Below are 7648 nucleotides of genomic sequence, written 5' to 3'. Positions count from 1 at the left end.
CCGGCCCGTTCCATCGTCTCCCATGCCCTGGACAACGGGCTCGACAGGATCCGAGCGTCGGGAGCAACCCCGATCATGGCCGCCAGCGCCTCGGCTTGGCGGCGTCCGAACTCGGTGAGCGGGACGTCGGTACGTCCGGTGTGCCGTCCCGAGATGCTCCATTCGGTCTGCCCGTGGCGGACCAAAAGCACGTCATGCCCGCTCATCGGGTGATCCAGCCGGCGTCCGACCCGAGCACTTTGTCGGCTGCAGCCGGGCCCCAGCTTCCGCGGTCGTATGGGACGACCGGAGACCGGTCGGTGAGCACGTCCTCCACTATCCGCCACGCCTCGGCCACACCGTCTTGACGTGCGAACAGGCTGGCGTCGCCCCGGAGGGCGTCGCCGATGAGTCGGTCGTAGGCGTCGCGCCCGGGGACGCGATCGTGTTGGAGGTGAAGTTCGACGGGACCGCTCACCATCTCAGGTCCCGGTACCTTGGCCTGCATCGACAGGCTGATCTCCTCGTCCGGCTTGGTGCGGAAGGTGAGCCGGTTCGGGCCCGGCAGACTCTCGCCGCCGGCGAACAACGGCCTGGGGGGCCGCTGAAACTCGATCACCGCTTCGGTCACCGTCCTGGCCAGGCCCTTGCCGGCCCTGATGGTCCAGGGGACACCCGCCCAGCGCCACGAGTCGATCTCCAAGCGGAGCGCGGCAAAGGTCTCCGTGTCCGAGCCGGCCGACACCCCCGGCTCGGCGAGATACCCATCGTATTGGCCGCGAATCAGGTCGATGGGCGAGATCGCCCTCACCGCGCTGAGCACCTTCACCCGCTCGTCCCTGAGCGCGTCGGGACGATCGGATACCGGCGGCTCCATCGCCAGCAGTGAGACCACTTGGAGCAGATGATTCTGGACAACATCTCGCAACGCACCGACCTGGTCGTAGAACGAGCCGCGCCCTTCCACCCCGAAGTCCTCGGCCAACGTGATCTGCACCCCGCCCACGTAGTGACGGTTCCAGATCGGCTCGAGGATGGTGTTCGAGAACCGGAAGATCATGAGGTTCTGGATGGCGTCCTTGCCGAGGAAGTGGTCGATTCGGTAGACCTGTTCCTCGGGGAAGTGCCGGTGGATGATCTCGTTGAGCTCGGCCGCCGATGCAGTGTCCCGGCCGAAAGGCTTCTCCAGCACGAGCCGCCCCCGCCGGTTGAGCCCGGCCGACGCCAACCCCTCCACGACGTCGTCGAACAGGTCGGGCGGGATGGCCAGGTAGAAGACGGGGTGGTCGCCCCCCCTGAGTCGCTTCGACATGGCTGCGTAGGTCGAGGTCTCCCGATAGTCGCCTCCGACGTAGCACAGGTTGTCGGCGAGGCGGCCGAACACCTCTTCGTCGACCGTCTCCCCCGCTTCGATCAACGCCGACCGGGCGTGCTCTCTGAGCACGACATCGTCCCAGTCACTCGCCGCCACCCCCACCACCGGCATGTCGAGCTGGCCACTTGCGGTCAACTCGTAGAGGGCGGAGAAGAGCTTCCTCCGGGCGAGATCTCCACTGATCCCGAACAGAACCAGGGCGTTGGCGGGCTCCCTCATCGAGGTTCCGCCTTCTCGTCATGCCCGCCGAACTGCTTGCGCATGGCGGAGAGCACCTGGTTGGCGAACTCGTCGCGGCCGCGACTGTCGAAGCGACCAAAGAGGGCAGCTGCCGGGTTCTGCAGAGGACCAATCTCGGCGTCGGCGATCACATCGACCGAGCCGATCCCGGCATGCTTGAGGATGTTGAGTCCTTCCGCATAGGCCGCCATCAGGCCGTACTCGACGCCGTTGTGGACCATCTTCGTGAAGTGACCGGCGCCACTCGGACCGCAATGGAGGTAGCCGTGCTCGGCCGGGCTCGGCTCTCCGCTGCGCCCGGGGGTCCGTGCCGCCTTCGCCATCCCGGGAGCGAGCGTCCGGAACACCGGATCGAGATGGGCGACGGCCACGGCTTCGCCTCCGATCATGAGACAGAATCCTCGTTCGAGACCGAACACGCCGCCACTCGTCCCCACGTCGACCAGGCGGATGCCACGTTCGGAGAGCTCCGCCGAGCGCCGCAAGTCGTCCTGGTAGAAGGAGTTTGGTGCCCGCCACGCAGCAACCGGCGGACGAGGTTGGTCCCCATTCGTCCGAGACCGACCATTCCCAGTTCCATGATCCGGACGTCCTTTCGTTCAATGGTCGAGCTCGGCTCGGATCGAGAGGCCGCCGGGCGGCCACGGGGGTGCGTTCCGCCGGTCGCTCTCGTCAACACTTCCCGAACGATACGACCCCCACTTGGTCGGACCGGCGACACTCCTGGTAGCTCGAAGCCAATCGCCGAGCGAAACACCCGGTTCGGCGCCCCTCTATCCTGGCGCCTTCCCAACCGAGCGCCCGGAGGTCTTCCCCCGTGAAGGTGTACCCGCCTGAGATGATCCGCAACGTCGCCCTCGTCGGCCACAACGGGTCGGGCAAGACGACGCTCGCCGAGGCGATGCTGTATCGCGCCGGTGCGCTGCAACGGCTCGGCCGGGTCGAGGACGGGAACACCGTGATGGACTACGACCCCGAGGAGCACGCCAGAGGGATGTCACTCGCCCTCTCCATGGCCCCGGTCGAGTGGCACGACCACAAGATCAACCTGATCGACACCCCCGGCTACGCCGATTTCATCGGCGACGTCCACGCCGCGCTCAGAGTGGTCGACTTGGCCGTCTTCGTGGTGAGCGCCGTCGAGGGCGTCGAGGTGCAGACCGACGCCATCTGGCGTATCGCCGAGCAGCTCGGCGTTCCGCGCATGATCTTCATCAACAAGCTCGACAAGGAACGCGCCTCCTTCGACCGGACGCTCGAGCAGCTTCGATCGCGGTTCGGGGCCGGGATCGCCCCGCTCGAGCTGCCGCTCGGCTCCGAGTCGTCGTTCCACGGAGTCGCCGACCTCTTCACCAACAGGGCGTACGTGTACGACTCCGGCAAGGCCGAGGAGGCCGCGATCCCCGAGGAGCTCGAACAGCGCGAGCACGAGGTCCACGACAACCTCGTCGAGGGCATCGTCGTCGCAGACGACATGCTCCTGGAGCGCTACCTGGAAGGCGAGATCCCGTCCGTCGAGGAGCTCGAGAAGACAATGGCCGTCGGGGTGGCGGAAGCAACGGTCTTCCCCGTGGTCTGCGGCTCGGCCGCCGGCCCGATCGCGGTCGACCGGCTCGCCAGCTTCATCGTCGAGATCGGCCCTTCGCCTGCCCGCCGAAACCAGGTGATCGTCGAGGCAGGAGGCGAGACCGTCACGATCGACGGCACACCGAGCGGCGACCCGCTGGCGTTCATCTTCAAGACGATCTCCGATCCATACGTCGGCCAGATCTCTCTCTTCAAGGTGCTGTCGGGGACGATCAAGCCCGAGTCGGTCCTCCACAACGGCCGCTCCGGCGCCGATGAGCGCCTCGCCAAGATCGGGTATGTCATCGGGAAGGAGAGCGAGCTGCTCCCCGAGCTGCAGGCGGGCGACATCGGAGCGGTCTCCAAGCTCACCGACACCGCCACCGGTGACACGCTCACTCCGAAGAACAAGCCCGTGAAGGTCACGGCCATCGCCCGGCCCGTTCCGGTCCTCTCGATCGCCATCAGCGCATCGACGACGGCGGACGAGGACAAGCTGGCGAACTCCCTGCGACGTCTCCAGGCCGAGGACCCGGCGCTCATCGTCGAACGGAGCGAAGAGACCCGCCAGACGGTGCTGCGAGGCATGGGTGAGACTCACCTGACGATCACGCTCGAGAAGCTGCGCCGCAAGTTCGGTGTCGAGGTCGATCAGCACGAGGTGAGGGTCCCTTACCGCGAGACGATCACGACGCCCTCGGAAGCCGAGGGCAAGTACAAGAAGCAATCGGGCGGTCGCGGCCAGTTCGGCGTTGCGATCCTGCGCGTCGAGCCGCTGGCCCGTGGCGAGGGCTTCGAGTTCGTCGACGCCATCAAGGGAGGATCGATCCCCCGCCAGTTCATCCCCGCCGTCGAGCACGGTATTCGGGAGACGATGGGGAGCGGAGGGATCTTCGGGTACCCGGTCGTCGACGTTCGGGTCTACTGCGTGGACGGGAAGTACCACTCGGTCGACTCATCCGAGATGAGCTTCAAGATGGCAGGCCGCCTCGGCTTCCGAGAGGCCATGCGCAAGGCGAACCCCGTGCTCCTCGAGCCGATCTCGCGGGTCGTCGTCACCGTGCCTCCCGAGTACCAGGGTGACGTGATGGGCGACCTCTCGTCGCGGCGAGGCCAGGTGCAGGGGACCGAGGTGGCGGCCTCCGGCAGGCAGATGGTCACCGCCCTCGTGCCGACGTCGGAGATCATGCGCTACGCCATCGACCTGCGATCGCTCACCCAGGGGTGGGGGACGTTCACGGCGTCGCACGATCACTACGAGCTGCTGCCCTCCCATCTCGTCGACAAGGTGGCCCAAGAGGTCTCCGACGACGACTGAGAGCCGCTCCGGCGTCCCTGCATCGCACAAATGCGACAGGGGGACGCAAGAACGGATCAGTCGGTCCCGATGGCCAGAGCAATCCCGTCCAGGAGGTCTGCCTCCGAGATCGTGACCTCGCCGTGGCCTGATCGGGCAACGGCGGCCTCGGCGACGATGGCGCCCCCGAGCAGCACGTCTGCTCGGCCCGGCGGCACCGTCGGGATCGCCGCGATGTCCTCGACGGACAGCGCGGCCAGCCGCTCGACCATCCTCATCAGGTCGTCGAGTCGCAGAACCGACCCGTGGACCACGTCCCGGTCGTACACAGCCAGCTCCAGGTGGACGGCAGCCAGCGTCGTGAACGTGCCGGCCACCCCGATGACGAGCCCCGGCGCGCCCGGGATCTCGAGTGGAGCGAGCGCACCTGCGACGGCCGACCTGGCGGCGGCGAGAGCCTCCGTCGTGATGGGGCGTCTCGCCAGCCAGCGCTCGGTGACCCGCACGGACCCGACGTCGACGCTCCTGGCGTACTCGACGTCGTCCTCCCCGAACACGAACTCGGTGGAGCCCCCTCCGAGATCGACGACCAGGATCGGCCCGGCCGGCCGAACCGCCGACCTCACGCCGGCAAATGCCAGCTCGGCCTCTCGCTCGCCGGCGATGACATCGGGACGCGCCCCGAAGGCCGTTGCGGCCAGGTCGAGGAACGCCTCCCGATCCTCGGCGTCCCTCGTCGCCGAGGTGGCGACTGCGCCGCGGCGTTCGGCCGCGAATCGATCGGCCGCCGAGCCGTACTCACCGAGCACGTCGACGGTGAGCTGCACGGCACGGGGGTCGAGCCTGCGCCGCTCGTCGACACCCCTGCCCAACCTCGTGATCTCGGTCCGCTTCTCGGCGATCGACAGCAGCCCGCCCCCGGCGACCTCTCCGAGGAGCAGCCGCACCGTGTTCGTGCCGATATCGACGGCGGCGACTCTCAACGCGACGGCTCGACCCAGTCCGGGTTGGCGCCCACCTCGCCATCGACCGCCACGACGCACGGCACGGTGCAGTCGAGCGGCTCGATCTGATGAGCCGTCAGTTCCCCGATGGGATTGTCGTTGCCTGCGGCGTGGTCGGCGTACTGGGCGTGCAGGCACTTGACGCCCTCTCGGGTCCCCCCGATACCGCCCGACGGCAACGCAGCCGGGGCGTCCGCGGCGACCAGGGCGTCCCGCTCCGCCACGTAACGGGCGGTGGCCGCCTGGTGGCGCGCCAGCAGCACCTCGTCTGACTCCAGGAGGCGCTCCGCCGCCTTGACGCCCCCCGCCGCCTCGATCCGGCCGATACGACGAACGGCCAGAGGGCACGTGAGCCAGTATCTCGTCGGGAACGGGGTGCCGTCGTCGAGGTGGGGCGGGACGGCGATCACCACCGGGACGTCGAGGGGGCAACGCGCTCGCACCTCGACGACGGACCGCGGCGGGCGCCCCAGTTGGGCGGCCACGACCGCGCGGTCATTCATCCGGGACGAGGTCTCTCCCGGTGAAGAAGTCCCAGATCTTCTCGGTGATCGTTCGTTCATCCTCGGCGGGCTCCGGCTCCGGTGCTGGCACGTCGACGGCTCGCTCGTCCTCGGGCGACGTGACCGTGAAACCGGTCTCTCCGGGACGCACCATCCCGAGCTCCTCCCGTGCGAGACGTTCCACCTCGGCTTCCGTCCCGAGGGCATCGATCCGCTGACGCAGGGCCTCATTCTCCCCGACCAGGGCGTCGAGCTTGGCGCGCGTGTTCGCCACCTGCCGATCCTGGGCGAGGATCTGCCGGAAGGGGAAGATGCCGCCGAGGACGACGGCGAGGGCGACGAGGAGCAGCAGCGCCAGGAAGGGCGAGGCGTACCGGCGCCGCCTGCGCTCGCCGCCTCGGCTCATCGAGCCCTCCTGAACGGGTCCCACCCGGCGTAGCGCGCCTCGTCGCCGAGCGCCTCTTCGATCCGGAGGAGCTGGTTGTACTTGGCGGTGCGCTCGCCGCGCGCCGGAGCGCCCGACTTGATCTGGCCGGCATTCGTCGCCACGACGAGGTGGGCGATGAACGAGTCCTCGGTCTCGCCGGATCGGTGGCTCACCATCCGCCCGTAGCCGTTCCGTTCCGCCAGCTCCATCGTGTGGAGCGTCTCCGTCAGGGTCCCTATCTGGTTCACCTTGATCAGCACGGCGTTTGCCACGCCCAACTCGATGCCCTTGGCGACGAGGTCCTCGTTCGTGACGAAGAGGTCGTCGCCGACGAGCTGGATTTGGTTCCCGAGACGCTCGGTGAGCGCCTTCCAGCCGTCCCAGTCCGTCTCCCCGAGACCGTCCTCGATCAGGACGAGAGGGAAGCCGGAGGTGAGCTCGGCCAGGTAGTCGACCATTCCGCCCGTGCTGAACTGGCCGCCGTCGAGCTCGTAGTGGCCCGCCCGGTAGAGCTCGGTGGCGGCGACGTCGATCGCGAGGGCGATCTCCTCTCCGACCTCGTAACCGGCTGCCTCGATCGCCTCGACGAGCAGCTCGAGCGCAGCCCGGTCGGCCGCCAGATCGGGGGCGAAGCCGCCCTCGTCTCCCACGTTCGTGGCGAGCCCGCGGCCGCCGAGGACCTTCTTCAATGCGTGGTACGTCTCCACGCCTGCGCGCAGCGCCTCTCGGAAGCTGGGGAAGCCCCCCGGGACGAGCATGAACTCCTGGATGTCGACCGAGTTGGCGGCGTGGGCGCCCCCGTTGAGCACGTTGAGACACGGCACCGGAAGCACCCTGGCTGCCGTTCCCCCCAGGTAGCGGTACAGAGGCAGACCGACGCCGGCGGCCGCAGCCCGCGCCGTCGCCAGCGAGACGGCGAGCATCGCGTTGGCCCCGAGGCTCGACTTCGTCGGTGTGGCGTCGAGGTCGATCATCACCTGATCGATCTGCTCCTGGCGGGTCCCGTCGCGTCCCAGGAGCGCAGGGGCGATGGTCTCGGTGATGTTGGCGACGGCTCGCGAGACACCCTTGCCGCCGAAGCGGTCTCCGCCGTCTCGAAGCTCGTTGGCCTCGAGTGCCCCGGTCGATGCCCCCGACGGCACCGCGGCACGGCCGAAACCTCCGCCAGCGAGGAGGACCTCGGCCTCGACCGTCGGATTACCCCGAGAGTCCAGGACCTCACGAGCCCGGATGTGGCTGATGGTCGTCACGTCGGGC

Annotated in this window: 7 protein-coding genes and 1 pseudogene; 1 reads left to right on the top strand and 7 read right to left on the bottom strand. The window is 68.3% G+C overall.

The window, feature by feature from the left end; translation table 11 throughout:
• The 3 genes and pseudogenes from VGC47_00800 to VGC47_00790 form a co-directional block, all read right to left on the bottom strand.
• Positions 1-206 (bottom strand): histidine phosphatase family protein (locus VGC47_00800; GenBank protein HEX9853838.1); only part of this gene is annotated, 206 nt, incomplete at its 3' end.
• On the bottom strand, positions 203-1573 hold the full coding sequence (gene zwf / locus VGC47_00795) for a glucose-6-phosphate dehydrogenase (GenBank protein ID HEX9853837.1): 1371 nt from the start codon (positions 1571-1573) through the stop codon (positions 203-205). The genes zwf and VGC47_00800, both read right to left, overlap by 4 nt.
• Positions 1570-2174 (bottom strand): annotated as a pseudogene (locus VGC47_00790) (NAD(P)-binding domain-containing protein). The gene zwf and the pseudogene VGC47_00790 overlap by 4 nt, the downstream one beginning before the upstream one ends.
• Before the next feature lie 237 nt (positions 2175-2411).
• Here VGC47_00790 and fusA point away from each other — a divergent pair.
• Positions 2412-4478, top strand: coding sequence for an elongation factor G (gene fusA, locus VGC47_00785; GenBank protein HEX9853836.1), 2067 nt, complete (start codon positions 2412-2414; stop codon positions 4476-4478).
• A gap of 56 nt (positions 4479-4534) precedes the next feature.
• Here fusA and VGC47_00780 read toward each other — a convergent pair whose 3' ends face one another.
• The 4 genes from VGC47_00780 to eno are packed head-to-tail and all read right to left on the bottom strand — an operon-like array spanning position 4535 to position 7641.
• A complete protein-coding gene (locus VGC47_00780) occupies positions 4535-5440 on the bottom strand; it encodes a Ppx/GppA phosphatase family protein (protein HEX9853835.1) in 906 nt (301 codons plus the stop codon).
• Positions 5437-5964 (bottom strand): DUF501 domain-containing protein, encoded by a 528-nt coding sequence (locus tag VGC47_00775; GenBank protein HEX9853834.1) that lies wholly within the window; start codon positions 5962-5964, stop codon positions 5437-5439. The genes VGC47_00780 and VGC47_00775 overlap by 4 nt, the downstream gene beginning before the upstream one ends.
• Positions 5957-6370: a septum formation initiator family protein gene (locus VGC47_00770; protein ID HEX9853833.1), complete on the bottom strand. Its 414-nt coding sequence runs from the start codon at positions 6368-6370 to the stop codon at positions 5957-5959. The genes VGC47_00775 and VGC47_00770 overlap by 8 nt, the downstream gene beginning before the upstream one ends.
• Complete coding sequence (gene eno, locus VGC47_00765) at positions 6367-7641, bottom strand: phosphopyruvate hydratase (GenBank protein HEX9853832.1); 1275 nt, start codon at positions 7639-7641, stop codon at positions 6367-6369. The genes VGC47_00770 and eno overlap by 4 nt, the downstream gene beginning before the upstream one ends.
• Positions 7642-7648: the final 7 nt, after the last annotated feature.

The sequence above is a fragment of the Acidimicrobiia bacterium genome (assembly GCA_036396535.1).
Lineage (GTDB): Bacteria > Actinomycetota > Acidimicrobiia > Spongiisociales > UBA5794 > DASWKR01.
The sequence above is the reverse complement of the archived record's forward strand: the minus strand, read 5'-3'. Positions and strand labels throughout refer to the sequence as shown.